This is a genomic window from Streptomyces pratensis (genome assembly GCF_037137275.1).
GTDB classification, from domain to species: Bacteria; Actinomycetota; Actinomycetes; order Streptomycetales; family Streptomycetaceae; genus Streptomyces; species Streptomyces pratensis_B.
In genome coordinates, this window is record NZ_JBBBEN010000100.1 from 159133 (window position 1) to 180977 (window position 21845).

At 66.0% G+C, this 21845-nt stretch carries 26 protein-coding genes, 1 tRNA gene and 1 pseudogene; 19 read left to right on the forward strand and 9 right to left on the reverse strand.

What is annotated here, in order from left to right; genetic code table 11:
- The first annotated feature begins 210 nt into the window (after nucleotides 1-210).
- Nucleotides 211-1173, forward strand: a complete 963-nt coding sequence (locus V9U70_RS26155) for a Yip1 family protein (protein WP_336679132.1) — start codon at nucleotides 211-213, stop codon at nucleotides 1171-1173.
- 264 nt (nucleotides 1174-1437) lie between these two features.
- Here the strand turns inward: V9U70_RS26155 and V9U70_RS26160 are convergent, their stop codons facing one another.
- A complete protein-coding gene (locus V9U70_RS26160; protein WP_336679133.1) occupies nucleotides 1438-1938 on the reverse strand; it encodes a phosphoribosyltransferase in 501 nt (166 codons plus the stop codon).
- Nucleotides 1939-1944: 6 nt separating this feature from the next.
- Nucleotides 1945-2520, reverse strand: coding sequence for a dCTP deaminase (dcd, locus tag V9U70_RS26165; protein WP_030588741.1), 576 nt, complete (start codon nucleotides 2518-2520; stop codon nucleotides 1945-1947).
- 802 nt (nucleotides 2521-3322) lie between these two features.
- On the opposite strand from dcd, the gene V9U70_RS26170 reads away from it, so the two are divergent.
- Nucleotides 3323-3396, forward strand: a tRNA-Gly gene (locus tag V9U70_RS26170).
- Between the two features lie 189 nt (nucleotides 3397-3585).
- On the opposite strand, the gene V9U70_RS26175 is transcribed toward V9U70_RS26170, so the two are convergent.
- The gene (locus tag V9U70_RS26175; protein WP_336679137.1) at nucleotides 3586-4428 is read right to left on the reverse strand and encodes an NAD(P)-dependent oxidoreductase; all 843 of its coding nucleotides are present in this window, start codon (nucleotides 4426-4428) and stop codon (nucleotides 3586-3588) included.
- Between the two features lie 300 nt (nucleotides 4429-4728).
- On the opposite strand from V9U70_RS26175, the gene V9U70_RS26180 reads away from it, so the two are divergent.
- The 9 genes from V9U70_RS26180 to V9U70_RS26220 all read left to right on the forward strand — a co-directional run bounded on the left by V9U70_RS26180 (nucleotide 4729) and on the right by V9U70_RS26220 (nucleotide 13603).
- Nucleotides 4729-5958: a helix-turn-helix domain-containing protein gene (locus V9U70_RS26180; protein WP_336679139.1), complete on the forward strand. Its 1230-nt coding sequence runs from the start codon at nucleotides 4729-4731 to the stop codon at nucleotides 5956-5958.
- 283 nt (nucleotides 5959-6241) lie between these two features.
- Nucleotides 6242-6460 carry a hypothetical protein gene (locus V9U70_RS26185; RefSeq protein WP_336679141.1) on the forward strand — a complete coding sequence of 73 codons (219 nt, stop codon included), beginning with the start codon at nucleotides 6242-6244 and terminating at the stop codon, nucleotides 6458-6460.
- Nucleotides 6457-6666, forward strand: a complete 210-nt coding sequence (locus V9U70_RS26190; RefSeq protein WP_336679143.1) for a hypothetical protein — start codon at nucleotides 6457-6459, stop codon at nucleotides 6664-6666. The genes V9U70_RS26185 and V9U70_RS26190 overlap by 4 nt, the downstream gene beginning before the upstream one ends.
- Before the next feature lie 97 nt (nucleotides 6667-6763).
- Nucleotides 6764-7996, forward strand: coding sequence for a hypothetical protein (locus V9U70_RS26195; RefSeq protein ID WP_336679232.1), 1233 nt, complete (start codon nucleotides 6764-6766; stop codon nucleotides 7994-7996).
- Nucleotides 7997-8103: 107 nt separating this feature from the next.
- Complete coding sequence (locus V9U70_RS26200) at nucleotides 8104-9426, forward strand: UDP-glucose dehydrogenase family protein (protein WP_336679145.1); 1323 nt, start codon at nucleotides 8104-8106, stop codon at nucleotides 9424-9426.
- Nucleotides 9427-9452: 26 nt separating this feature from the next.
- Complete coding sequence (locus V9U70_RS26205) at nucleotides 9453-9782, forward strand: MazG-like family protein (RefSeq protein ID WP_336679147.1); 330 nt, start codon at nucleotides 9453-9455, stop codon at nucleotides 9780-9782.
- A 597-nt stretch (nucleotides 9783-10379) separates the two neighbouring features.
- Nucleotides 10380-11900 (forward strand): hypothetical protein, encoded by a 1521-nt coding sequence (locus tag V9U70_RS26210; protein ID WP_336679149.1) that lies wholly within the window; start codon nucleotides 10380-10382, stop codon nucleotides 11898-11900.
- Nucleotides 11897-12769 carry a DNA adenine methylase gene (locus tag V9U70_RS26215; protein WP_336679151.1) on the forward strand — a complete coding sequence of 291 codons (873 nt, stop codon included), beginning with the start codon at nucleotides 11897-11899 and terminating at the stop codon, nucleotides 12767-12769. Before V9U70_RS26210 ends, V9U70_RS26215 begins: the two co-directional genes overlap by 4 nt.
- A gap of 60 nt (nucleotides 12770-12829) precedes the next feature.
- Entirely contained in the window at nucleotides 12830-13603 is a 774-nt protein-coding gene (locus V9U70_RS26220; RefSeq protein ID WP_336679152.1) for a type II toxin-antitoxin system death-on-curing family toxin, read from the forward strand.
- A gap of 495 nt (nucleotides 13604-14098) precedes the next feature.
- Here the strand turns inward: V9U70_RS26220 and V9U70_RS30720 are convergent, their stop codons facing one another.
- From V9U70_RS30720 to V9U70_RS26240, 5 genes are all read right to left on the reverse strand, one after another.
- Nucleotides 14099-14302 carry a VapC50 family PIN domain-containing toxin gene (locus tag V9U70_RS30720; protein WP_473828709.1) on the reverse strand — a complete coding sequence of 68 codons (204 nt, stop codon included), beginning with the start codon at nucleotides 14300-14302 and terminating at the stop codon, nucleotides 14099-14101.
- Nucleotides 14303-14318: 16 nt separating this feature from the next.
- Nucleotides 14319-14672 carry a PIN domain-containing protein gene (locus V9U70_RS26225; RefSeq protein ID WP_336679154.1) on the reverse strand — a complete coding sequence of 118 codons (354 nt, stop codon included), beginning with the start codon at nucleotides 14670-14672 and terminating at the stop codon, nucleotides 14319-14321.
- A 41-nt stretch (nucleotides 14673-14713) separates the two neighbouring features.
- Complete coding sequence (locus V9U70_RS26230) at nucleotides 14714-15163, reverse strand: helix-turn-helix domain-containing protein (RefSeq protein ID WP_336679155.1); 450 nt, start codon at nucleotides 15161-15163, stop codon at nucleotides 14714-14716.
- Nucleotides 15164-15627: 464 nt separating this feature from the next.
- The gene (locus tag V9U70_RS26235; protein ID WP_336679157.1) at nucleotides 15628-15987 is read right to left on the reverse strand and encodes a cytotoxic translational repressor of toxin-antitoxin stability system; all 360 of its coding nucleotides are present in this window, start codon (nucleotides 15985-15987) and stop codon (nucleotides 15628-15630) included.
- 62 nt (nucleotides 15988-16049) lie between these two features.
- Complete coding sequence (locus V9U70_RS26240; protein ID WP_336679159.1) at nucleotides 16050-16466, reverse strand: prevent-host-death protein; 417 nt, start codon at nucleotides 16464-16466, stop codon at nucleotides 16050-16052.
- Between the two features lie 167 nt (nucleotides 16467-16633).
- On the opposite strand from V9U70_RS26240, the gene V9U70_RS26245 reads away from it, so the two are divergent.
- The 7 genes and pseudogenes from V9U70_RS26245 to V9U70_RS26275 all read left to right on the forward strand — a co-directional run bounded on the left by V9U70_RS26245 (nucleotide 16634) and on the right by V9U70_RS26275 (nucleotide 19650).
- Nucleotides 16634-16882, forward strand: coding sequence for a type II toxin-antitoxin system CcdA family antitoxin (locus V9U70_RS26245; RefSeq protein WP_336679161.1), 249 nt, complete (start codon nucleotides 16634-16636; stop codon nucleotides 16880-16882).
- Nucleotides 16879-17280: a PIN domain-containing protein gene (locus V9U70_RS26250; protein WP_336679163.1), complete on the forward strand. Its 402-nt coding sequence runs from the start codon at nucleotides 16879-16881 to the stop codon at nucleotides 17278-17280. The genes V9U70_RS26245 and V9U70_RS26250 overlap by 4 nt, the downstream gene beginning before the upstream one ends.
- Before the next feature lie 66 nt (nucleotides 17281-17346).
- Nucleotides 17347-17699, forward strand: a pseudogene (locus tag V9U70_RS26255) (transcriptional regulator).
- Nucleotides 17696-18367 (forward strand): nucleotidyl transferase AbiEii/AbiGii toxin family protein, encoded by a 672-nt coding sequence (locus V9U70_RS26260; protein ID WP_336679165.1) that lies wholly within the window; start codon nucleotides 17696-17698, stop codon nucleotides 18365-18367. The pseudogene V9U70_RS26255 and the gene V9U70_RS26260 overlap by 4 nt, the downstream one beginning before the upstream one ends.
- Nucleotides 18368-18741: 374 nt before the next feature.
- Nucleotides 18742-18936, forward strand: coding sequence for a type II toxin-antitoxin system Phd/YefM family antitoxin (locus V9U70_RS26265; RefSeq protein WP_336679167.1), 195 nt, complete (start codon nucleotides 18742-18744; stop codon nucleotides 18934-18936).
- A gap of 28 nt (nucleotides 18937-18964) precedes the next feature.
- On the forward strand, nucleotides 18965-19330 hold the full coding sequence (locus tag V9U70_RS26270) for a hypothetical protein (protein ID WP_336679169.1): 366 nt from the start codon (nucleotides 18965-18967) through the stop codon (nucleotides 19328-19330).
- A gap of 29 nt (nucleotides 19331-19359) precedes the next feature.
- Nucleotides 19360-19650, forward strand: coding sequence for a hypothetical protein (locus tag V9U70_RS26275; protein WP_336679171.1), 291 nt, complete (start codon nucleotides 19360-19362; stop codon nucleotides 19648-19650).
- 375 nt (nucleotides 19651-20025) lie between these two features.
- Here V9U70_RS26275 and V9U70_RS26280 read toward each other — a convergent pair whose 3' ends face one another.
- Nucleotides 20026-20814 carry an alpha/beta fold hydrolase gene (locus V9U70_RS26280; protein ID WP_336679173.1) on the reverse strand — a complete coding sequence of 263 codons (789 nt, stop codon included), beginning with the start codon at nucleotides 20812-20814 and terminating at the stop codon, nucleotides 20026-20028.
- 406 nt (nucleotides 20815-21220) lie between these two features.
- Here V9U70_RS26280 and V9U70_RS26285 point away from each other — a divergent pair.
- A partial coding sequence (locus V9U70_RS26285) for an IS110 family transposase (RefSeq protein WP_419724034.1) occupies nucleotides 21221-21845 on the forward strand: 625 nt, incomplete at its 3' end.

Consider the following 21845-nt stretch of genomic DNA (forward strand, 5'->3'; position numbering starts at 1 on the left):
AGCACCGCGGAAGCGGCCGGACCTGCCTCGGGGGCAGGGTCGGCCGCTTCCGGCGTGTACGGGCCCGGCGGAAGCCTTCTCCGCGGCTCTCCTCCTCCCCCGGACTCCCCCGCCCCGCGGCCCTCAGGGGATGTCACAGCTCGGCAGCAATGGCGGACGGGCTCCCCCGCCGCCCGCACCGCGGTCGCGCGGACCAGGTACGTTCGGTGGGTGGCTGGATTCAGGATCGGACGCGGCCGGGACAACCGCACCCCGCAACAACCGCAGCACCCGCGGCAGCAGCCGTACGGAGGGCAAGCACCACAGCCGCCGTACGGCGCTCAGCCGTGGCCGACGACAGGAGGCGGCGGCAACGGCTCCGCGCCCCCGCCGTACGGCCCCCCGCAGGGTGCTCCGTACCAGGGCGGCTACGCCGACGACGGCCGCGGGGCCCCTCATGGCCGCGGCGGGCACGGGCCGGGCCCTCACGGGCACGGCGAGCCGGAGTACTTCGGCGACCCGTACGCGGACCCCGCGCCCCACGACCCGTACGCCGACAGCCCGGGCCACACGCAGGCGTTCCGCGTCGACGAGGACCCGTACGGCGACGGCAACACCTACCGCGCCGGTCAGGCCCCCACCCAGCCGACGGGCCCACGCCTGCGCTGGAAGGACCTGCTGAGCGGGATCGTCACACGGCCGGGTGCGACGTTCTGGCAGATGCGGGACCACCCGGTCTGGGGCCCCGCGCTGGTCATCACGTTCCTGTACGGCCTGCTCGCGCTGTTCGGCTTCGACCAGGCGCGCGACGAGGCGATCAACGCGACGATCTCGACGGCCCTCCCGTACGTCCTGTTCACCGGCGTCGGCTTCGTCATCGGCGGCCTGGTCCTCGGCGCGGTGACCCACACCCTCGCCCGCCAGCTCGGGGGCACCGGCTCGTGGCAGCCGACGGTGGGCCTGTCGATGCTGATCATGTCGATCACCGACGCCCCGCGCCTGATCTTCGCCGTGTTCCTGGGCGGTGAGAACGCCGTGGTCCAGATCCTGGGCTGGCTGACCTGGCTGGCGGCCGGCGCGCTGTTCACGTCGATGGTGAGCAAGTCGCACGACCTGCCGTGGCCGAAGGCGCTGGGGGCCTCCGCGATCCAGCTGGTCGCGCTGCTGTCGATCATCAAGCTGGGCACGATCTGACCGCGCCGCCACCCGCCCCGGAGCACGGCACGGTCTGAGCGCCCCGCGCTCGGGAGGGCCTCACGCCTCCCCGGACGCGACGACGAAAACCCGTGGAAGGCCGGTCGACCCGCTCCGGGCCCCGCCGACCCCTGAGCGAACCCGGCCGCACGGCTGGGTGAGCCCTGGCGCGGGACGGCGCCGACTGCGCCCGTCCCGGGGCGGGACGGGCGGGGCAGGGCTGGGCGGGGCTGGGCTGGGCTGGGCTGGGCTGGGCTGGGGACGCTACGCGTCCAGGATCTGGCCCTCGCGACGGACGACGGGCTTCTCCACGCTCCAGGGGAAGTTGATCCACTGATCGGTCTTCTTCCACACGTACTCGCACTTCACGAGCGAGTGGGACTTCTCGTAGATGACCGCGCTGCGCACCTCGGCGACATGGTCGACGCAGAAGTCGTGGACGAGCTTGAGCGTCCTGCCGGTGTCGGCGACGTCGTCGGCGATCAGGACCTTCTTCTCGGAGAAGTCGATGGCGTTCGGCACGGGGGCCAGCATGACCGGCATCTCCAGCGTCGTGCCCACCCCGGTGTAGAACTCCACGTTGACCAGGTGGATGTTCTTGCAGTCCAGCGCGTAGGCGAGCCCGCCCGCGACGAAGACGCCGCCGCGCGCGATGCTGAGCACCACGTCGGGCTCGTACCCGTCGTCGGCGACGGCCTGCGCCAGCTCGCGCACGGCCCGCCCGAAGCCGTCGTAGGTAAGGTTCTCGCGCACGTCACTCGCCATGGGTCATCACACCTGGGTCCGATGGAAATTCTGGAACGACCGCGAGGCCGTCGGGCCCCGCTGCCCCTGGTACCGCGACTCGTACCGCTCCGAGCCGTACGGGAACTCCGAGGACGAGGTCAGCTTGAACAGGCACAGCTGCCCGATCTTCATGCCCGGCCACAGCTTTATCGGGAGCGTGGCGAGGTTCGACAGCTCCAGGGTCACATGCCCGGAGAACCCGGGGTCGATGAACCCGGCCGTCGAGTGCGTCACCAGCCCGAGCCGCCCGAGCGAGCTCTTGCCCTCCAGCCGCGAGGCCAGGTCGTCGGGGAGCGAGATCACCTCGTACGTGGACGCCAGCACGAACTCCCCGGGGTGCAGGATGAACGCCTCGTCGCCCTCGGGCTCGACCGTGCGGGTGAGGTCGGGCTGCTCGACGGCTGGGTCGATGTGCGGATACCGGTGGTTCTCGAACACCCGGAAGTAGCGGTCCAGCCGCACGTCGATGCTCGACGGCTGCACCATCGACGGGTCGTACGGGTCTATACGGACGCGGCCGGAGTCGATCTCGGCCCGGATGTCCTTGTCTGAGAGAAGCACCTCCCGAGGATACGCAGAACGCGCGAGCCCACCCCAACCGGACCACCCGCACGCCCCCGCCCCGAAGCCCCCCTGCCTCTGCACCCCCGCCCCAGGCGGCTACGACATCCCCTGGTGGGGGCTGCCCCGTAGGGCCCCTGTCCGGCCACGGGTCTGCCCTGCACGGCTTCCGGGCCGGAGCGTGGTGGCCGGGGGCCGGGCGGGGGCCCGCCTCTGGCCCGCATGGCTTCCCGGCCCGGGCGCGCGCCTGGTTTCCGGCCCGGGCGTGGTGGCCGGGTGCCGGGCCGGCGGGCCGGGCCCGCGGGCGAGTGGGGCCGGGCGGTGCCCGCCGACGTGGTCGGCTGCGTGAACGACGGGTGGCCCGGGCGTCACGCGGCCGACCACGCGCGGAGCTACCGCCTCTCGAACCCGACCGGCACGGCCTGCCGCAACCGGGCACATCGAGGACACCGGAGCAACCGCCCCGGCCCGATCCGGTCGGACCCGAGCTGCTGCATCGGGAACGACGAGGTAGCGAAAACGTGCCCTTCGGCACAGCGGACGACGGTGCGCTCCATCGACTCCATCAAGTCCCTTCCCCAACCGCGTATGGACGAGACCGCCACATTAGGGGATGAACAGGACGCCACCTCACGCGGCACTCCGACGCCCCACGCTACGCCCCCAACTCCCGCGCCCCACAACCACGTCCACCCCCGCCCCCGCACCGCGCACACGACACGAAGGCCCCGCGGCTCGTCCGCCGGGGGCCTGACATGGGGTACAGTGTGGGACGATGCAACGCCGGTCACCGGCACGCTTCGCGGGTGTAGTTTAATGGTAGAACATGAGCTTCCCAAGCTCAGAGCGCGAGTTCGATTCTCGTCACCCGCTCCATGATGAAGGCCCTGGTCAGTGAACAGGGCCTTGTTTGTTGTCCGGCGAGCTCTGGCAGCACAGGCTCGCAGCACCGTGCTGCGCCCCGTGCCCTCGCCGGAGCCTGCGGTGGCGGCCCCGCCCACCGCTCCTACGTCTCGCCCTCGGCGGAGGTGACCGCCCCGCGGCCACGCCGTCAGCGTGAACGAATCAACTGCTCCTTCCAGAGCGGAGCTGAGAGAGGGCATGCACGACCGACAGGTCGTACTGGTCTTTGTCTTCCTCCCAGAGGGCAAGCACCCGAGCAGTCGCCTCGGCCATGTCCGTAGGCAGGTCAGCCGCACGGAGAGTATCCGCGACCTCTTCCATCTCAGGTGCCCAGCGCCAGGCTCGGGCTGCAACACTCGGCAGATACTCCGGATCGGAGAGGATCGCGGAGATCATGATCTCGGCTTCGGCCGTGAGCTGATCACCGACTCCATGGGTGTCGGCGAGCGCGTGAGCGATGCCGGCGAGGGTGCGAGCGGCCTTCTGATAACTGGCAAAGGCCATCTTCAGAGCGGAAGCGGAACCGGGTGTGTCCCCGACCCGGCACACGTGCAGCGCAGAGTCCGTGAACAGCGACGCCACCAGCTCGACGGCAGAGTCGGCCCCCGCGAGATAGAGCCGTGTGGCACGCCCCTCGCCTGGCGGCTGACCGAAAACGGCACCGTCGACGACTGCGGAGCCGGGGCGGATCTCGTCGGCGATGCGCCGTACGCGTTGAGGGCTGATGGCGTTGACGTCGACGTACACCCCCGCGAAGCCGTGCGCTGCCACCGCCGCCGCGACATCCTCCGCCGCCTGTGGTGGGCAGACCGAGAGAACGACCGCGCTTCGGGACAGCGCCTCCGCGAGCGAGTCGTACACCGTGGCACCGGCTTCCCTCCCGCGTAGCCAGGTGTTCTCACTGCGGCCCTTGGTCACCGACAGCGCCTCATGGCCGCCGGCCACGAGCTCGGCGGTGATCGCCGCGCCCATGGTTCCAGGATGGAGGACGGTCACGGTGATCACTGGCTGCCTCCGGCGGTGCGCGACGTGGAACGTTCCTCATCCCCATGATCCGCTGCCTCTCGGCACCGGCGGCTTCGGGATCAATGCCTGATGGCAGTCCGGGCACTGATGGCGGACAGAAGTGCCGCCGGTCTCGGACTCGCCGTTCAGGACGGGACAGCGGTACACGGGCCGCGGCCCCGACTGTCCTTGCAGCTCGTCTCACGCTGAAGCAGCGTCATGGGTACCGTGCAGGAGACGAACTCTGTACGGACAGGCTGGCGGTCGCGCCGGATCGTCCGGCGGCCGGGAGGTGTCCTGATGCTGGAGGAAGCCGAGGAGATCGGCAAGCGCGCTCGCAGGGCGAGGCTACGGCTGGGCATGCCGCAGGCCGACCTGGCGACGGCCCTGGGGAAGTCGCAGGGCTGGGTGTCGAAGATGGAGCGTGGCCTGATCGAGCTGGACCGGGTCGGGCTGCTCAACCAGGTGGCCGCAGAGCTGCACGTACATCCGAACGACCTGATCGGACGCCCGTACAGCGCCTCCCCAGACGACAGCCAGTGGCAGATCGCCGCCTCGTCGATTCTGCGCGAGCTGCGCCGCTACGACCTCGTTCCCGTCTTCAGTGGGGTTCCGCGTCCGGCATCACAGCTATGGCGTGAGGTGACCCGGCTGCACCGTCTGCGGGACACCGCCTCCAACGTCGCGATCCTCCGAGTTCTCCCGGACCTGTTCCGAGAAGTGCGCGCCCTGGCGGAGGACTCGGACGGGCACGAGCGGGAAGAGGCGTACGCCGTCTACGCCGTGTGCTGCAAGTTCGCGCACACCGCCGCGCACGCCCTCGGACACCCCGAGCTGGTGGCCATGGCGTGCGAACGGGCCGCGTGGTCAGCCAGGTTGTCGGGAGACCCGGTGCTGCCTGCCGTCGCCGACTGGATGCGCGTCTGGGACATGTGGGCGACGGCTGACTGGGCCGACGCTCTGGCCCTCTCGGACAAGGCGATCGCCTCGGTGCAACAGCCGTACGAACATGGTGATCCGCTGGCCGTGCGGGCTTGGGGCACGCTTCAGCTTCGGGCGGCCATCTCCGCCGCTCGGGCCAACCGTCCATCGGAAGCGGAGGACCGGATCGGACATGCGAAGGACGCGGCTGAACGCATGGACACGTACGTCGGGGCACCGGTGTACGACCGGCATTCGCTGACGTTCTCCGCCGGAAACGTGCAGATCCACGCGATCAGCGTGGCCCTGGAAATGGGCGAGCAGGGCAAAGCTCTTGAGATAAACCGCCGCACCAGCCCGAGCTTGGTCGGCGCACTGCCCAACTCCCGTCAGGGTCACCACCACATGGACGTCGCACGGGCCTGGCTGTGGGACGGGAACCGGGCAAAGGCCCTCACCGAGCTGGAGACGGCTGAGCGGATCGCGCCGCAGCTCGTGCGGAACCATCCCATCGCCCGTTCAACGCTTCGCAGCATCGTCTACGCGGAACGGGCAGCCACGAGGGAGAAGCTGCGGCACATGTCCGACCGCTTTCACCTGGACGGATAGGGGTCGTATTCCTCCGGCTCATATTCGAGGCCCGTCCTGTTCCTAACTTCGGGGCACGACGCGACGACGTTCTTTTCATCTTCCCTCGCAGGGGGCCGAGTTAGGTACGGCAGCACCGTTCGTTCCACGGCTCGGCGACCTCGCCACAGACAGCGCTCGCGATGGCCGTGTGGGTGTCGTGGTCGCTCTCCCTGGTGAGGGCTCTGCTACGACGTACCACCTGCGTCCGCCTGGGGGCGGGGCCCCCTGGTCCGCGCCCGCCGACGGAACGACGCTCAATCCCGTGCCGGTGAGGGCCACCCACGCCACGCTCTCGGCCGGACGGGACGCGGTCTACGACGCGCGGGCCAGGCAGGGATCGGTTCCCATCGAGTTCCACCTGGATGACGGCTCGACCCTCGATGGCGCGCTCATCCTCACCTCTGCCGAGCTGGAGTGGCTGCACCAGCAGACCAGCCGCCTCGTCGACGCACACGGACGGGCCCTCGGCGGCACCCCGTGACCGGACCTCGGCGACGCCACGCCCGAAAGACCGCGCCGCGCTCCGTACGCCCCGAAGGCGGAGGCATCGCGCTCACGCTTCTGGCGGTCGCCGGCCTGGTGGGCCCGGCCTGGGCACTGCGTGAGCAGGCCGTCCCGCTTCTCAACGGCCTCGGTCACCAGCCCGCCGCCGTCTCAACGGACGCGAGCCCGCTCTCCGACCGCTGACTCCGCTCCGCTGTCCGGGCCGTTCACCCCACCTTCCCGGCCAACGGACCTTGCCATGCACCCGGAACATCCAGGCGTGATTCTCCAGGGAGAGATCATGGACATCCCGTACATCGTCATCGACCAGCTCACCCCCGACCAACAGCAGGTCTGGAAGACCTACTTCGGCGACGCCGACCGACCCCGCTACATCGAGGAAGGCATCTGGCGCCGTACGCAGGAGAAGGCCACGGCCGAACAGAGCGGCTGGACGGCCGCCGACGACGCCCGGCGGCGGATCATCCACTACCGCTACCGGTACAGCCTGGTCCCCACCACCGCCGCGCCAGCCATCGGCCTGACCGACCTGTACCTCTACCACTCCGCTACCGCTCCAGCGGATGAGATCGACGCGCACCACGACGCCCTGTGGGACTCGCTCGCCACCGGCGGCTGGAAGGAGGCTCCCGGCGGATTCTTATGGACACGCCGGGACCTGAAGTGCCGGATCACCGAGCACGACGCCCACCCCCAGGACGCGGCGGCGGGCCGTACCCTCCCCGTCGGCTACCGCAGCCTGGACGTGCAGATCGCCTCGGTGTCCTACGCACCACCGCCCGCTGTCCGGCAGCTGCCGTGGAACGTCCTCTCCACCGGGATCAGGTGCAAGGACCGCCCCGGTACGCCGACCCGCGTCCCAGACCTGTCCGTCCTCGCGGACCTGCTGCCGTTCCAGGTGGAGATCGGCTGCGGTACGTCGGTCGAGGCGGGTATCCCGCCCCTGCACCGGCTCCATGAGATCTACCGGGTCACCGACCGCCAGGGCCACGAGCCTCGGGAACACCGCTTCACCCTCTCCCCGACAGCGGACACGCTCCTCCACGAGGTTCTTACGGAGCCGGAGGAGAAGACTGCGGAGTTCGTGGAGATGTTCCGCGCCTGCTTCCTGGCCGAACCGACTCCGGCCATGTGGGCGCTGAAGGAACTGAAGGACGCCGGTCACCTCGTCGGCCCGGTCATCGCCAACAACTTCGACGTGCTCGCGGCGCGCGCCGGGCTCAACGAGTGCTTCATGCGCCGCTACGACCAGGCCGTACCCGACGTCGAGTGGGTGGACGGCGCCAAGGCCCTCCTCGTCGTCGGCCTGCACGCCGACCGACGCAAGGTCCAGGCACGCGCCCGCGCTCGCGGCATGCAGGTCGTCTACCTGGACCCGGAGGGCTTCTGGCGCAACGGCCAGTTCATGCCGTACCCGCTGGAAGGCCCCCAGGACGGCGACCTGGTGTGCCGGGCGACCGCCGCCGAGGCCCTGCCCGCCCTCGTCAACCTGCTCAGACAGCACGCTGGTTGATCCACCTGCACGAAGAGGGCCGCGCCGGGCGTTGGCGCTAGCGTGACGCACCCGGCCAGCCCGGACTCCCCTGGGCGGGCGAGGGATAAGGAAAGGAGCGTCGACCCATGCGCGTATCCGTCATCGGCTGTGGTCATCTGGGCATCCCCCACGCCGCTGCCATGGCCGAGATCGGCCACGAGGTCATCGGCGTGGACCTGGACCAGGCGAAGATCGACCGCCTCAACGCCGGCGAGTGCCCCATCTATGAGGACGGCCTGCCCGAACTCCTCAGCACCCACACCGCCACTGGACGCCTGCGGTTCACCACCAGCCTCGCGGAGGCAGCCGAGTTCGCCGACATCCACTTCCTCGCCGTGGGCACACCGATCGACGCGGACGGACGGAGCTACGACACCGGACAGGTCTTCGGCGCAGCCCGCGCCCTGGCCCCGCACCTGACCCGCCCGACCGTCATTGTCGGGAAGTCCACGGTCACCGTCGGCACCTCGCGCGACCTCGGTGCTCTCCTCGCCCGGCTGTCTCCGGCCGGTGAGGACGTGGAGGTCGTCTGGAACCCCGAGTTCCTACGCGAGGGCCACGCCATCGACGACACCCTGCGCCCCGACCGGATCGTCGTGGGCGTCCCCTCGGCCCGCGCCGAGGACGCGGTACGCCAGGTCTACGCACCCCTCCTGGCGAACGGCATCCCGCTGTTCGTGACCGACCCCGCCACCGCAGAACTCATCAAGGGCGCCGCCAACGCCTACCTCGGCATGAAGATCTCCTTCATCAACGGCGTCGCCGACATGTGCACCGCCGCCGGAGCCGACGTCCAGCAGCTCACCGAGGCCATCGGCCTGGACCCCCGCATCGGCCGCGGCGGCCTCAACGCCGGCCCCGGCTACGGCGGCGGCTGCCTCCCGAAGGACGTCCGCGCCTTCACCGCCTCCGCCCGCACCCTGGGCGCCGCCGAGGCAGCAACCATGCTGCGCGCTGCAGAGGAGGTCAACGAATCCCGCCCCACCGCCGCACTGAAGCTCATCGAGCAGACGCTCGGCCGACCCGTCGACGGCGTACGCATCACCGTCTGGGGCGCCTCCTTCAAGGCCGGCACCGACGACGTCCGCGAATCCCCGGCCCTGGCAATCGCCGCGCTCATGCACCAGCTCGGCGCGACCGTCAACGTCCACGACCCGCACGCCGTACCCACAGCACTGCGCCGCCACCCCGAACTCGACTACTGCGAAACCCTCGAAGTCTCCGTCGAGGCAGCTGAGCTGATCGTCCTGGCCACCGAATGGCCCCACTTCCGTGAGGCCGACCCCAAGGCCCTCGCCCCACTGGTCGCGGACCAAGTCCTCGTCGACCTCCGCAACCTCATCGACGCCGACGCCTGGCGCATGGCCGGATGGACCGTACGCCAGCTCGGACGACCCGCACAGGAATAGCCGAACCCATCGACCGGAGGTCCGACGTGGACACCCTGTGGGACAACATCGAGAAGCTCTCCGCCGTCTACCGAGCGGCCGGCGCCCACCTCCCCGACGAAGAACTCAAAGCCCTCCAGGTCGGTAAGGTCGCCGAGGAAGCCGGCGAGGCGATGCACGCCCTCCACGGCCTGAAGGGCCTCACGACCTGCGGCGACGACCACACCTGGTCCGAGGTCCAGAACGACCTGGTCGGCGCCGTCATCGCAGCCCTCCTGGCCATGCACTACATCGATCCCACGGGCGCCCGCGTCACCTTCGGCGAGGTCCTCCACCGTCGGACGCGAAGGGGCCGGGAGGCCGCTGCGGCGGCCTGACAACCTCCGGACCCACCGTCGACCGCATTCACCCGGCGCGGTCGACGGCCATGAGCGGGCACGAACCACGCCGGATGCCTGATCCAGCAAGGTTGCACCTTCCCTATGTCATCACGGCGGCTCGCTCCGCACGCCGCGCGCTCCCCGGCTCACCGCTGGGCCCGACGCTCCTGCCTTCGGCCCGACCTGGGGCGGTCGGCTCCACGGCTTTAGCCACCTCCCCGATTCAGTCCCACGTCGAGCAGGACCAAGGGGCCACTCGTTCTCCGTGCAGGATCACAGCCTGCCCGAGTTGCTGGCCAGCCTGCGGCCACCTGATCATGATCGACCCCGGGCAGGGCACCAGCCAAATCCGCTCCACCGGCCTACAAACGAATGCAACCTGGACCTGAGCTATCACGCGATGATGGTCATTTGTCGGCATATTAGGTATCAGATTTGGCCATCAAAACCGCTACATCAAGACATTCCAACCACGAGGTCTTTCCGCAGCCCGCTAGATACTGTATGTAAAGGAGACCGCTGGCTGAGGTCGGCGAACCTGAGCGGCCCGGGGGGGGCTTAATGATTGACATGTCAACGTGGGACGAAATCGTCGTGGATGTAACCGACGATGTATCGCTAGATCCGCGCAACGTGCGCCTTGAACTTAGCGACATGGCGCCCGAGGCTGACATCATTCAAGATCTTTTTCAAAATGAGAAAGCACTGTCTCTCGTTGAAAGTATTTGCAAAGTGGGTCTCCTGACCCACGAGCTACCAATCGTCGTCAAACGAGCGGGCAATAATGTTGTGGTCGAGGGGAATCGACGTGTCGCCGCACTAAAGGCCATGCAGAACGCCTACTTGGCCCCTGAGCACCGCTCAAGAATAGTGCGAATCACAGCGGGCCTAGATCTAAAAACCTTGCGCAACATCACCGTCAAGGTAGCACCGACCCAAGACGATGCAGATCAACTGATTGCCGCAATCCACACTGGGAATCAGCGAGTGGGCTGGTCGCCGGCCCGCCAGGCAGCTTTTTTCCAAGCCCAGATCGACGCAGGAAAAAAGCCTGAGTACTTGATTCGACACTACCCGACTGTCGACGTCAAGAAATTCATAATCAGAAGCCAAATCCTCGGCCTTTTCCGTCGCGCAACTTATAAAGACGCCCACCTCCAAGATTACATCGGGAAACGCTCTTTCCCCGTTTCAATCTTGGCTCGACTTTACGGAAACACGACCTTTCTCGATCTAGTTAAGATCACAGTCGACGAATCAACGGCCACCGTCCATCTGCGCGCCTCACAACAAGAGTTTGACAAAGTCGCCGAGAAAATCATTGGCGATATCAAGGAGAAGAGGGTAAACACGCGTACTTTGAATGCCAACACGGCCGATTCCTACCGAAATTACATGAACGAGCTACGTGATCTAATCAACGCTCACGTTGACAGTGACGTTCTGGCCGTAGAACAACGCCCTCCTAGCTCACCTGCTGTACCACCCCAGGGCTCGCTCTTTCAGATCACCGAAGCCCGAGCATCGAAGACCAGACAAGACCCCCCTACTACAGCTGGCTCCCCCGGCTCGCCAGCTAACGTGCCACTGAACTCTGGTTCTGCTGCACAGAACAAATCACCGCAGGTAGATGCGAGCACTGACAAGCTGCCGAAGCCCAAGGTGACGAAGTCGATATATTTGAATCTTGACGAGATTCAAGTGGCGCCCGGATTTCCGGCATCTATTCACTTGATTCGCCAGGAGTTGGCGCTAATCAACATTAAGAACTTCCCCAACGCGGCACTAGACCTTCTGCGCACTTTCCTCGAGAAATCTATCAAGGCGTACGCGGAATCACTGAACGAAGTCATCCGCAATACTGCAAATCAGAACGGCTTCGTACAGCTAGGTCACTGTTTGACCTGGCTCGAAGAACATTTGAAGGCTCATCAAAAGACAGCTTACATTCAGGTGATTTCTAAAATTCGAGGTACTGCACTTGGAGGTTACATACCAACCGTGGATCACCTGAATGCAATTAACCACAATCACCAGATCTTCGCTACGCCCGATGACGTAAAGAACTGTTGGGCAGGCATGGAGGGGCTGATTAAGGTGATGCTGAAGCCATGAGAACTGCCACTACCAGCCTGGCACATCATAGACGGCCCATCATATCGCCCTTGCGTTATCCCGGCGGGAAGTCATCGCTATACCCTCGCTTACGCTCAATCGTAAAAACTAACGAACTCTCGACGGGCACTTACGTTGAGCCGTATGCGGGCGGAGCCGGCGCGGCGCTGGCGCTACTGGTAACAGGCCAGGTAAGGCGCGTGGTGATAAACGACCTGGATCCCGCTATCTACTCCTTCTGGAAATCGATTGTTAGCGAGCCAGCGGAGTTCTCTCGTAAGATCGAGGCGATTACCCTCAACATTGCAGAGTGGGAAAGGCAAAAGAATATATACCTTACCGCAGCAAGAGATAATCACATGGAACTTGGTTTCGCTACCTTCTTTTTGAATCGCACCAACCGATCGGGGGTGCTCAATGGCGGACCTATCGGCGGAATGGACCAAAGTGGAAATTACAAGATCGATGCGCGCTTCAACAAGGAGGCACTCATCGAAAGAATTCGGCTCATCTCTCTCCATGCGCGCAATATTTTTGTGTTGAACATGGATGGAGTGGAGGTGATCAGAAAATACTCCCGAAGGAAAAATGTCCTCATTTATGCCGACCCACCGTATTTCGAGAAAGCTGGCTCGCTGTATCTCAACTCCTTCGCTGATAGCCACCACTCAGACCTGGCTTCCTGCTTGAACAAAACCCGGGCGTCTCGCTGGCTGTTGACTTACGACAACGTTCCTAGGGTTGCGGAACTGTACCCCGATCGCCGGCGCGAATTTTTTTCACTTAACTATTCCGCTCACCGCGTTATCAAGGCCAAAGAAATAATGGTATTTTCCGATTCACTTCTGGTCCCTTGCGTGGGTGACTAGGTTTCCCGCTCTCTCACTCGCCAGTCACGTTTTTCCAGGTACTACTAAAAAGGGACTTTGATGGCTAGAACTTCCTATTCTGGAAAGTACGTTTCACTTACACTGGATGAGGTGCTGATGGTCAGAAAGAGGCTGGCCGAAAGCTCGCTCGGTTCGCACGATTTCGGGGGCGATACTCCACTGGATACAAATAAGCTGTCCTCGGCAGTGGAGCGTCAGAATACGGGAATGTCAGATGCTCGTGGGATCTTCCGTAGTAAGTATGAGAGGCCGCACGAAAAGGTCGCTACTCTATTCTACGGAGTTGCCAAGAATCATGCCTTCGAGAACGGTAACAAAAGAACCGCTCTTGTCTGCAGCCTTGTTTCACTGGAACGTAATGGCTTCGACCTCTGCAACACCACTGAAGACGAGCTGTACCAAATGGCTACCTCGGTAGTGGCTGGCCTTTTTCCGCTCGGTAGAAACGAGGCCAGGGACTCCGACACGGAAGTACGCGCTCTGGGAACCTGGTTCAGGAAGCGGATTCATAAGCAGGCTTTTGGAGATCACGTCACAAGTTTCAGAGACTTGAGGAAAGTCCTTACTGCTCACGGATGCCAATTTGACCCTCAAGAAAAGAACTTCATTCGCATTCGTCGCGGCTCATTGGTAGTGAAGACCGGTTACCCGAAAGACAATTTCGATGTTCCAGTATCGGAGATCAAGAAAATACGCCGCCGCTTGAAACTGGATGACCTTGGAAGCAGTAGAGAGTTTTACGACTTCGACAACGCTGTAGATAACTTCGTGGACGAGTATCGATATTTGCTCCAGCGGCTCGCAGACGCATAGCTGCGGGGCTTGAGTACTACCTGAGGACAAAGTCGCGGCAGTCGGCATGGAGACGCCCAACCGAGCACTCCTTACACCAGCCACCAATCACATCATCGTGGTCAGCGATCTGGTCATGGAGCTCTTGTGTGGGGCAACCGCGCACCTGTCGAGATGGAACCTTCCAGCACTGGGATTGGATTGCCATCAAGGCTGACGCGCCCCTTGGCGGGGTCCGTTGCACCGCCAGCCCTCGTGCCCCATCCGTGCCCAGCAGAGCGGACAACAGCGGTCAGGTGGGGTTCCCAGAGACCGTATCCATACACCTCGCCTGACGGGAAAACGCAGGTCAGAGCCCTTGCGACGGCCCAAGCACCGTTGATTCCCAAGCTCAGAGCGCGAGTTCGATTCCTCGTCACCCGCTCCATGAAAAAGCCCCAGGCCAGCGGCCGATGGCTTCTTTGTCGTCTGGACACAGTTCAGGCGCCGATGGTCACCTTCGCACCACCCACCCCATCACGTCATTCGGCACCCGAGGTGCCGCGTCAGAAGGTCGGCGAAGCCCGGTAGGCCGGCCTTCGCGAGTCGGGCGATGGCATCGGCGATGGTGACTGGAGGGTTGCGCTTCTCTCCGACAAGCCTGACCACGGTCTCCACCACCTCCCGCGGCAACTCTCGATATAGCCCGCACAGGTACGAATCTGGATCGATCACCCGCACTCCACGCTCAGCCAAGTCACCGGCGGAAGTCGGCAAGGTTCCACGTGATCAGCGCGTCGGCCCCGGCAGCCACGGCTGCCGCCGCATGGTGCCGGTCGTCGGGGTCGTCGCCCGGCATCTCATCCACAAGGTGCCCATAGGCTGCCGCCTCGATCTCACAGTCGGCGAAGAAACGTCGGACGGCCTGGGCAACCGCTTCAGCCGAGCCCGCCGAACGCCTTCCCTCCCGGACGATGACCCGCTCCCACTCCGCGAGCAGTCGCTCGGACCACACGATCTCGTGGATGGAGTCCTCGGTGAGGGCCAGCATCACGTCCATCACCGAGAACGGAAACAAGACGTTGGTGTCCACAAAGACCCGCGCTGCCACACTCCCCCTCTTCTCTTTCACGGCTGCCGTTGACACCTACATCAGTAGGGCAGGTCGGTACCCTCCAAGGCTTCGGCGATCTGACGCCGCCCCTCCCTACGACGCTCACGCCGCTGCTGGAACGCCAGCACATCCGAAAGGCGGACCACACGGTGACTGCTGCCAGGCAGGTTCGTCGAGGGGATGTCACCGGCATCAAGCAAGCGGGCGACGAACGGCCGGGACAGACCCAGAAGTTCAGCGGCCTCAGTGGGCGACAACTGCGCCTCGGACGCCAGGACCGTAACCGCATGCCCGCGGGCCAGCTCACCGGCCGACGCCAGAAGAATGCGGACCAGCTCCCCCGGCAACACCAGTTCGCCGCCATCCGGGGTACGTACGAGCACCTCTATCGACTCCGGCACCATCCGAGCAGTCGCGGCGAGCGCGCACTGGTGCGAGGGGTCCGGTTCGACCTTCTCAGCACGGGCAAGAACGCTGGAACGAGCCATGGCCGCCTCCAATCACTGAACCCGGCGAGGAATGCATCTGCAATAACTGTAACCGGGTGGTCCGGCATGGGCAACCGTCCAGAAGGCAAGCCCTCTCGCAGGAGCGGCTTGCCCCACTTCCCGGCACCACTGCCCCCCCGGCCCCGCGAGGCCCTCGGTGCGGGCCGTGCCCCCTCCGTGCCCTTCGGAGCGGACAACAGCGGTCAAGAGCAGCGCCCAGAGACCGCACCAGCCTCGGCCCGCCCAAACAAACATGCAGGTCAAAAGCCACTTTGACCGTTCAAGGACCAGTGATTCCCAAGCTCAGAGCGCGAGTTCGATTCTCGTCACCCGCTCCATGACGAAGGCCCTGGTCAGAGACCAGGGCCTTCGTCATGGAGCCCTCGGAGTTCGAAGGAGTCCCGCCCGCCCGTGGGCCGGGCCTCAACAACACCCTGCGCCGGGCAAGCGTGGCCCGTCTGCACTCAGGTTCCTTCGGTCCAGTACTGGTTGAGTCGAGCCAACGCGTCCTCCTTGGTCAGCTCGGCGACCGTCTCCTCCGCGAGACCGACCCGATGGATGAGCAAATGCACCAGGTCCGCAGGCAGGGCCCCCTTCGGCACCGCCGGAGCGCCCCGGTCCGGGGGTCGGCCATCGAGCACGCAGTCCCAGAAGCCATCCTCGGAGACGACGAGCTGGTCGCGCAGGATATGACCCCACATCCCCACACCGTAGACCGTGCGGTCCACCGGGTGAGAGATCCGCGTGCGCAGGATACGTGCGTCGAACAGCGTCAGCTCATAGGTGACGTGATGGGTGCCGGTGCGCCCGCGCGCGTCTCGCACACAGTCCCATTTCTCGACGGCACAGAACCTCTCATGCCGCTCACGGTTCGGCTGCGGCCGACTCACCGGCCGCTTCCGACCAGCCAGTCGGCAAGCTGCTGGTCGTCGCTCAGAGCGATCAGCTGCACCAGGCCCCAGTTGTCACGATGGTTGGGGGCTGTACGAAGACGTTCCTGCCAATCCTCGGCGTACTCGCGTAGAGCGTCGACCATTTCACCGACGGCCTCATCGAAGGAGGCCCCGTCCGCTGCCACCGGGAGCCCCGGAATGAAGATCGACCAGCCTCCGGACTCCGCGACGACCTGCGCCTTCACCGAGCAGACCAGTGACAGGTAATGACGCAGTCGCTCGACATCCACGACCGCAGCACGGCCAGTGTCCCGGCGCACGGTCGCCACGCGGCCCTCCCCGGCTGCGTCAAGGAGATCCTTGAGGTGCGTCCGCGCCTCGGTGTAGCTCTCGTAATGCACTGCGGACATGATGCCCTCCTCGGGGTCCCCATCAGAATGGCTCACCCCACTAAGTACGTCAAGTACGTCACGTACTCAAGACGCAGGCGCAACCTCCCCGGATCACGCGGCCTCGACTGTCGGAGGTCCGGCACAGAAGCCCAGCCGCTTTATGCATACTCCAGTATGCTTGTTGCGTGTCCTCAACGACTCGCATCACCGTCACCCTCCCAAGCGACCAGGTGGCGGAGCTCCGCAAGCTCACGGACAACGTCTCCGGCTACGTGGCGGAAGCCGTAGCCCGCCAGATCCGGCACCAGCTCTTGGGCGACGAGCTCCGCCGGCACGAGGAGGAACACGGCCCCTTCAGCGACGAGGAGCTCGCCGAGGCTCGCGCCAAGATCTTCGGCTCCGCTGGCTTTCCCAAGGGCGCGGATGCCGCGTGAGCGAGCGCGTCGAGACCGTCGTCCTGGACACGGCGGGGCTCTCCGCCTGGATCGCCCAGGACCGCAAGCTCCTCGCCATGCTTCGGGTTCTCCACAACATGGGAGCCGACCTGGTGATCGGCGCGAACACCATCGTGGAAGTCGGCCACTCCCGCACCGACATGCCTCGCCTGAACTGGGCTCTGTCCCGCGTCAAGGTGGAGCCCGTCACCGAGCAAGCGGCGAAAGCAGCAGCGGAACTCCTCAAGGGCGCCGGGCTGCACGGACACAAGTACGCCATCGACGCCACGGTCGCCGAGGTCGCCCTCCGCCAGCCGAAACCCGTCGCCCTCCTGACCTCGGACAGCGACGACATGACCAAGCTCTGCGGAAACCAGGTCCGCATCATCCCTCTCTGACGAGCCGGCCCACCCCCTGGTCGCCGTCCGGTCGGCTTCGGTGGCCTCTCCCCGGATAATCGACGTATGGCATCACAGCCCAGCCTTTCCGATCTCCGCCGCGCCAAGTTCGCCCGGCGCCTGCCCGCAGCGCTCTCCGATCTTGCCGGCCCCGAGCACGGCGTAGTGAGCCTGCCACTTCACCTGGCATGGTCGGGACTGACCACGTTCGACCTCGACCAGCCCCGGCTGCGGATGAGCTACTACCGCATCGTGCTGGCCGAGGGCCAGCACGNCACGACGACCTGGTCCGGTTCCTCAATCGCGGCCTCCTCGTCAGCTTGTGGCCCACGCTGCGCACACTGATCAGCCGTGATGTCCGTGAAGTCTGGGAACGATCCTTCGACGAACTCGCCCACAGCGCCCGGGCCGCTGCGTGAACCTCCCCGACCTGCACCGTCGCCTGCTTGCGGACGTGCTCGCCGTGGGCAGCTCCTACCCTCTGGCGCTAACCGGCGGCTACGCGGTCCAGGCACACGGCCTGGTCGACCGGCTCAGCCACGACCTCGACGTCGCGACCGAGAACCCTGATCGTATGGAGGACATCGCCACTTCCGTACGAACAGGCCTGGAACAACGGGGGTGGCAGGTCGACACTCGGGAAACGGGCCCTCTCTCCTCCCGCCTGGTCGTCACCGACCCCGCCAGCCGTGAAGAGTGCGAGGTCGACATCCTCAAGGAAGCGCTCTGGCGACCGCCCGTACGCACCGAGCACGGCTTGGTGCTGTCCCTCGAAGATGTCGTCGGAACCAAAGTCCGCGCACTCTTCGACCGCGGACTCGCCAGGGACCTGATCGATGTACAGGCTGCCGCGAACCGCTGGAGCCATGTCGAACTCGAAGAACTCGGTCGGCGCCACGCCCGCGACTCTTTCGACCTGAGCGAGCTCCAAGCACGACTGGGTGCAGCCGACTGGATCGACGACACGGAATTTGCCGCCTACGGACTCGACGAACAAGCGATCACCGGGCTGCGTCAGTGGGCACAGGCATGGGGCGACGACATCGGCGAACGACTCCAGGAGGTGGAAGCTCCGCACGAAGACTGAAGGCCGCATGGAGGCCGGACGCGCTCAGCCCACGCCGACCGCGCCCCATCCGTGCCCAGCAGAGCGGATAACAGCGGTCGGATACGGTCTCAGAGGCCCGGGGAATATCCGCTTACCCGCTGCAAAAACCCAGTTCAGAGCCCCTCTGCCAGTCCAAGCACCGTTGATCCCCCAGCTCAGAGCGCGAGTTCGACTCTCGTCACCCGCTCCAGGAAAAGCCCCAGGCCAGCGGCCGGGGGCTTCTTTGTTGCCACAAGCCCGATCAGGCACCCAGCGCCCGCTCTGCACCCGACGTGCCCGTTGGATACCTCCAGCCGTCGCACCTCCTCCGAAGCACGTATGTCAACTATGATAGTTGCTATATGCTTCAGCATATGGAGACGAAGACGTACACAACGATCGACCTGCGCAAGGGGATGGGCGAGATCCTGGACCGGACCCGGATCGCCGGTGAGGCCGCCGCCATCACCCGCAAGGGAAAGACGGTCGCCTACCTGGTGCCGGCCGAGTGGTTCGAGCAGATGGCACGCGGGCGCCAGCCACACGAGAACCGACACGAGGCGGCCTGACCCACCCCCACACCAAGGAGCACGAACCATGCCCGCCCACGCACTCCACTTCGATGGGTACGAGGGGGAACCCCTGCGGTTGCCGCCCATGCCCGAACACACGCCTCAAGCACTTCGGTTGGCGATTCAGGAACACACTCCGCACCTCCTCCCGGACTTTGAGGCGCACTGGAAGCGCGTCATCGGCGACGCCTTCAACATCACCCCCGTACCCGCCTTCATGCGCCTGTGGTGGACGCAGTACGCCATCGCCCGGAATCCCGTCCTCGACTCGCACCTCCGCGACCTCGAAGCCCGCGCCGCCAAGTCCGAGGACCCCGAGGAGTCCACCCGGCTCCTGGAGGAGTACAGCCGCCTCCGGCACGAAGCCGCCGAGAGGAAGCCCGGCGAGTGATCGACGAACCACTCCGGCCGCCTTGGCAAATGGACTGGACGAAGCAGGCGCAGCACGACTTCCAGAGCATGCCCGCCGAAGGCAGCGACCTGATCATGAGTGCCCGTGCGGAACTGATCACGGCCGAAGGCCCCTACTTCCGGGGGATCGACGCCGATGCCTCGCTCCCGCGCTGGATGACCGTCCGACCTCTGGCCTCTACAAGCCCCGGCGGCCCCCACATCGTGGACCTGGCCGGCGGACGCGGCTGGCTCATCTACACCTTCATGCGGCGCCACGCCGATCCCCAGATCGTCGTCACCGAAGCCTTCTGGGCCTGACGTCTGCGCCACCGGAGCGTCCGCAGCACAGGTGGCTCCCGTTCCGTTTCCGTCATCCGCTCCAGCACAGAACCTCAGACTGATGCCCCACAGCCGACGTGCCCCCTCCGTGCCAGCAGAACGGACAACAGCGGTCAGATACGGCTCTCAGAGACAAGGGCCCATCCACCTGCCCGCTGCAGAACCACGGTTCAGGCCCCCTCCGGCAGCCCAAGCACCGTTGATTCCCCAGCTCAGAGCGCGAGTTCGATTCTCGTCACCCGCTCCAGGAAAAGCCCCAGGCCAGTCGCCGGGGGCTTTCCAGTCGGCCCGAAGCGGCATGCGGATGTCGCCGACCGGCTCCCCCACGCAGGCCGTCCGCCGTCCGCCCCCTCCTCACCTCTGTGGCACCGCGGTCAGAAAGTCCAGGACGAGTGGGCTTGCGATGGTGCGGAACTCTTCGAAATAGGCGTGACGCGCTCCGGGGATCATGTGTAGCCGGGCACCCGGGACGCGGCTCGCGAGCAGGGGGGCGTTGGCGGCGGGATTGAGCCGGTCGTCGCCGCCGTGCACCACGAGAGTGGGTGCTCTGACCCCGGGCAGGAGCTGCCAGGCGTCGTGCTGGTTGCTGGCCACCAAGTGGCGGCGCCGGGCATGGGCGGGCATCCCCGGGTCGCCGAGTGTCCGGTGGGGGCCCGTGTGGGTCGCCAGCCATGCCGGGGTGTACATCAGCTCGAGAAGGGCCTGCCGCGCCGCCCCCGGTCGTGCCTGGACCAGCGACCTGCTCACGACACTGTCGCGTTGAATGCCGTGCAGTCCACCGGGTGACGTGCAGCCGAGAACCAGGGCGCGCACCCGGTGCGGGTGGCGGGCCGCGAGTTGCTGGGCCACGCGTCCGCCCATGGACGTGCCGTAGACGTCGGCCCGGTCGACACCGAGGTCGTCGAGCACCGCGATCACATCCTGGGCGAAGAGCTCGGTGCTGTAGCGCTTGTCGGGCTTCTCGCTCTCCCCCGTGCCGCGGTAATCGAGGGTGAGGGTGCTGCGGGCCGCGTGGAAGTCGTCGCGTACCCCGTCCCACCAATGGTGGGTGTTCGCCTGGCCCGCCAGCAGGACCAGCGGCGTCCCCTCGCCCTGGACCTGGTAGGCGATCCGGACGCCGTCAGGCGTCGTCGTGTGCGGCATTCGGCTTCTTCCTTCTCACCGGCCGGATTCAGCGCCCTTCACGGCGCTCTGGGGCCGGTCCAAGCATCGCGCACCGCCTTGGGGTCCCCTTTTCGGCGCCTCGGAGTCCTCCCCGAGCCGCTGGAGGGAAGCATCGGCCCCCCGTTATGTTTTTCGCGGTCCTGCAACGGGACCGCTGGCCTCCGGGCCCGGCATGACTGTGTCCCCCTGTCGAAGGCATGACCTGGGGGGTGGTGTCACCGGGCCCGGGAGGTGTCCGTCGGAGACGCTGATGAGAGGTCCGGCCACCGTCCGGTCCGGCGCAACGCCGGGCAGTCTGCGGGCGGCAGGTCTGCATAACGTGGATGCGCGAGTACGACACCCGAGCCGAGGCCGGCACCGTCAACGCCCTTTGGGAAGGGGTGCGATGTTCGAGATCGAAGACGTGGGCGTGTTCCTGGGCCTGGACGTCGGCAAGAGTGCCCACCACGGCCACGGACTCACCCCGGCCGGGAAGAAGGTCTTCGACAAGCCGCTGCCCAACAGCGAACCCAAGCTGCGGGCCGTCTTCGACAAGCTCACGGCCAAGTTCGGCACCGTCCTGGTGATCGTCGACCAGCCCGCCTCGATCGGCGCCCTGCCGCTGACCGTCGCCCGCGACGCCGGCTGCCAAGTGGCCTACCTGCCCGGACTGGCCATGCGCCGGATCGCCGACCTCTACCCCGGCGAGGCCAAGACCGACGCGAGGGACGCCGCCGTGATCGCGGACGCGGCCCGCACCATGCCGCACACCCTGCGGTCCCTGGAGCTGACCGACGAGATCACCGCCGAACTCACGGTCCTCGTCGGCTTCGACCAGGACCTCGCCGCCGAAGCCACCCGCACCAGCAACCGGATACGCGGCCTGCTCACCCAGTTCCACCCCAGCCTGGAACGAGTCCTGGGCCCCCGCCTGGACCACCAGGCCGTCACCTGGCTGCTGGAACGCCACGGCTCCCCGGCCGCCCTGCGCAAAGCCGGTCGCCGCAGACTCGTGGAACTGATCCGCCCGA

Excerpts from the sequence above, each read along its gene's own strand:
- V9U70_RS26160 (WP_336679133.1), bottom strand. The coding sequence starts at position 1,938 with ATGGCGAGTGACGTGCGCGAGAACCTTACCTACGACGGCTTCGGGCGG.
- V9U70_RS26180 (WP_336679139.1), top strand. The coding sequence starts at position 4,729 with ATGCTGGAGGAAGCCGAGGAGATCGGCAAGCGCGCTCGCAGGGCGAGG.
- V9U70_RS26195 (WP_336679232.1), top strand. The coding sequence starts at position 6,764 with ATGGACATCCCGTACATCGTCATCGACCAGCTCACCCCCGACCAACAG.
- V9U70_RS26200 (WP_336679145.1), top strand. The coding sequence starts at position 8,104 with ATGCGCGTATCCGTCATCGGCTGTGGTCATCTGGGCATCCCCCACGCC.
- V9U70_RS26215 (WP_336679151.1), top strand. The coding sequence starts at position 11,897 with ATGAGAACTGCCACTACCAGCCTGGCACATCATAGACGGCCCATCATA.
- V9U70_RS26220 (WP_336679152.1), top strand. The coding sequence starts at position 12,830 with ATGGCTAGAACTTCCTATTCTGGAAAGTACGTTTCACTTACACTGGAT.
- V9U70_RS26230 (WP_336679155.1), bottom strand. The coding sequence starts at position 15,163 with ATGGCTCGTTCCAGCGTTCTTGCCCGTGCTGAGAAGGTCGAACCGGAC.
- V9U70_RS26240 (WP_336679159.1), bottom strand. The coding sequence starts at position 16,466 with ATGTCCGCAGTGCATTACGAGAGCTACACCGAGGCGCGGACGCACCTC.
- V9U70_RS26265 (WP_336679167.1), top strand. The coding sequence starts at position 18,742 with ATGGAGACGAAGACGTACACAACGATCGACCTGCGCAAGGGGATGGGC.
- V9U70_RS26270 (WP_336679169.1), top strand. The coding sequence starts at position 18,965 with ATGCCCGCCCACGCACTCCACTTCGATGGGTACGAGGGGGAACCCCTG.
- V9U70_RS26275 (WP_336679171.1), top strand. The coding sequence starts at position 19,360 with ATGGACTGGACGAAGCAGGCGCAGCACGACTTCCAGAGCATGCCCGCC.
- V9U70_RS26280 (WP_336679173.1), bottom strand. The coding sequence starts at position 20,814 with ATGCCGCACACGACGACGCCTGACGGCGTCCGGATCGCCTACCAGGTC.